This is a genomic window from uncultured Finegoldia sp. (assembly GCF_947252345.1).
GTDB lineage: Bacteria > Bacillota > Clostridia > Tissierellales > Peptoniphilaceae > Finegoldia.
Genome location: NZ_CAMXVC010000056.1, coordinates 1 through 2,710, shown reverse-complemented (window position 1 = coordinate 2,710; position 2,710 = coordinate 1). Strand labels below are relative to the sequence as shown.

4 protein-coding genes are annotated in these 2,710 nt (G+C 29.7%); all 4 read left to right on the top strand.

All coding sequences use genetic code 11. The annotated features are described in order from the left end of the window. Window positions 1-159: 159 nt before the first annotated feature. The 4 genes from Q0X02_RS07825 (at window position 160) to Q0X02_RS07810 (ending at window position 2,589) form a co-directional block, all read left to right on the top strand. Entirely contained in the window at window positions 160-540 is a 381-nt protein-coding gene (locus Q0X02_RS07825; protein ID WP_156099903.1) for a hypothetical protein, read from the top strand. 443 nt (window positions 541-983) lie between these two features. Continuing rightward, window positions 984-1,412: a hypothetical protein gene (locus tag Q0X02_RS07820; protein ID WP_102697519.1), complete on the top strand. Its 429-nt coding sequence runs from the start codon at window positions 984-986 to the stop codon at window positions 1,410-1,412. Between the two features lie 165 nt (window positions 1,413-1,577). After that, entirely contained in the window at window positions 1,578-2,075 is a 498-nt protein-coding gene (locus Q0X02_RS07815; RefSeq protein WP_297814030.1) for a hypothetical protein, read from the top strand. Window positions 2,076-2,178: 103 nt separating this feature from the next. Beyond that, on the top strand, window positions 2,179-2,589 hold the full coding sequence (locus tag Q0X02_RS07810) for a hypothetical protein (protein WP_297814028.1): 411 nt from the start codon (window positions 2,179-2,181) through the stop codon (window positions 2,587-2,589). The last annotated feature ends 121 nt before the right edge of the window (window positions 2,590-2,710 follow it).

Here is a 2,710-nt window from a genome sequence, read left to right as displayed (position 1 = left end):
TCCAGGTTGGAAGTGAAAAACTCAAGTTTTCAACACCAAACAAGAGTTTTATAAAAGGATTGACTAATTTTGCATTTGCTGGTTGACTCTACGGGATAATTACCAGAAGGAAATGCATCGTTATGAACAACAAGTCAAAGAACATCAATCCATAAGCTAATGGAAATAATTATATTTAGTAATTATTCTTTTTTGTACAAATGTGACAAGATAATATGCTTGTCACATTTTACAAAAGAAGATTTGTTGCTTTTCGAGAATGTTTTAGAGAATATGCAGCAAAGAAATTTTTGTAGGGTCTCTGAGGAGAAATTCATTCAAAAGACAGACGTTGTCCTAGATTTCGTTATAAGTACTAATAACAATGGGATTATACAGCTAGGTAAAAAGAATTTTTCATGTCAATTAACTCGTGGAGCATATCGTGAAATGGAATATATAGTAAAAGAACTTTTGAAAAATAAATTAGAAGGCTTTCAGTGGCTTTACGATTTAAATACATCTATAGATTTTTTACTTTCAAAAGATGCGAAATGGTAGTTGGTATGGGTAATGTTTCAAATCGGGAATTATCAAAATAATCATCTGATTATCAATATGATTTTTAAAAGATTAAGCGTAAAGGCAGGGATAGATTCTCTGCCTTTTGCTATTTTTGTAACCCAGAACAAGGAAAAATGAATATACGAGAACGCTTCGGCACTTTGTACTCCAGACTGGAAGTGAAAAACTCAAGTTTTCAACACCAAACAAGAGTTTTATAAAATGATTGACTAATTTTGCACTTGCTGGTTGACTCTATGCCGACAAAGCTCATAATAAATCAGGACAAGAACATGTACATTTAAAAGATGGTGTGCTGTAAATAAAGATGGAAGTTTCAAAGACGGAAAACCTAGATTAAATGAGAAAACGAAGAAATGGCTTAGAACAGGAGGATATGATGTTTAGATTCAAGATTACCACATTACTAGAAAACCAAGATGAAAAATATCAATAATTATAAAATGAAAAAATGGATTAAAAGTTTTCAATTATCTAATAATACAGAAACGGACAGGCATATAACCGATTTTTTATCACCAGACTTAGAAAGAAAAGAATGGCTTAAAAAAGGCTTTCTGCTTTCAGAAGATTGTCAGGACTATATAGATTCTCATGGATATCCAATTCGTGTTTATTTAGGCATATCATTAAGAGAGAAACGAAAAGAATTTATTCCTGAAGAATTGACATTGAGGCTTTTAGAAAAATGGACACCTCCTTTTATAATATTGTCAAAACTCCAAATGGACGAATTCAAAAATTATTCTGTAGCCGATAAACTTACTTCTATTCTACATAAAAAAACTTATTTTTGGCAATATAAAGAGAGGAGATTGTATGCGACAAATATATATATAGCATTTTAATAGGTTATTGCTATCGAGTAAATGTTTTAACGTAAACTCAACGAATTTATAATAAAGCAAGCTAAGCCTTTAATATCCTTTATTGATATTTTGCACTTGCTGGTTGACTCTACGCATCCGAACTTTTAAAAGCAAATGGTGTAAATAGTGTTCCTATTTATTTAAATGGTGGCAATGAAATACAATTTTAAATATAAAGTGCAGTCCACTGGCAAGAAGTTAATGGACTGCAAAATACATTATTTTTATTTTATAGGTTTTATTGTTCTCTTATTTTGGATAATATCATGTAAACCTCATAAAAAAAATGGTGCTGAAATTATTTGCGAGGGTTCTTATTGCTTTTGGAAAACAAAGGAACATGAAGATGACAATCATTTTATTTATTATTATTTTAACAAAGATGGGCAATGGTTTATTTACGAGCATATTGATAGAAATAAAATACAAAAATATTATCTACGCGATCAATTATGGAGCGAGAAGTGGTCGCTATATAAAGATAGTCTATTAATTTTAGGAAGTGATAAATATAATATAAAAAGCATCAGTGATTCAGTAATTGTTATAAGCAGTTATGATAGTATCTATAAATTATACAAAATAGACAAAAAAAGCAAAACTTTCAGAATGTTGCAAAATACTTTGAATAACGATATTTAAAGTTTTAGTAATGCCCTAGATTGGGAGTTGTCATTATAATATATGGTAATTATAAATCTTCTCTCAAAAAGAAAATGTTCCTTGGTTATAAATAGATAAAACTATGAATATAAAAAAACAAATAACTATATGCAAAACGGATACAGAGATTAAAATTTATCCTGAATCAAAAAATGAATTAGGGTTATGGATTGCACATCCACCATGTTTTGTAGTCTCTATAAATGATGTTCGTAATATGGAAAGTGTGATAAATATAGCTTTGCAATATAGTAATTCTGGAGTATCTGTAACTGAAGAAACAGCAAAGAATGTGCTAAAAGAAATGCGTATTAAGAGTTGGAATATATTATATAAATCGCACAGAATAATTAGTTTTTCTTTGGCTGAAAAAAAAATTATTGTTACGCCTTTTGTATATACCAAAAAAGGTGTTTTCCCAGATATAGATGCAACAAAGACTTTTAATATAGATGATCGCAATAATGCAATTGGATTACTACTTAAGTTGTGATAAAATCCGGTAATGCTCCAGATTGGGAGTTGTCAGAATAACTGCCTGATAATCAATTTTGTTCTAAATAATTATGCACAAAGGCAGGGATAGCTTCTCTGCCTTTTGCTATTTTTGTAAC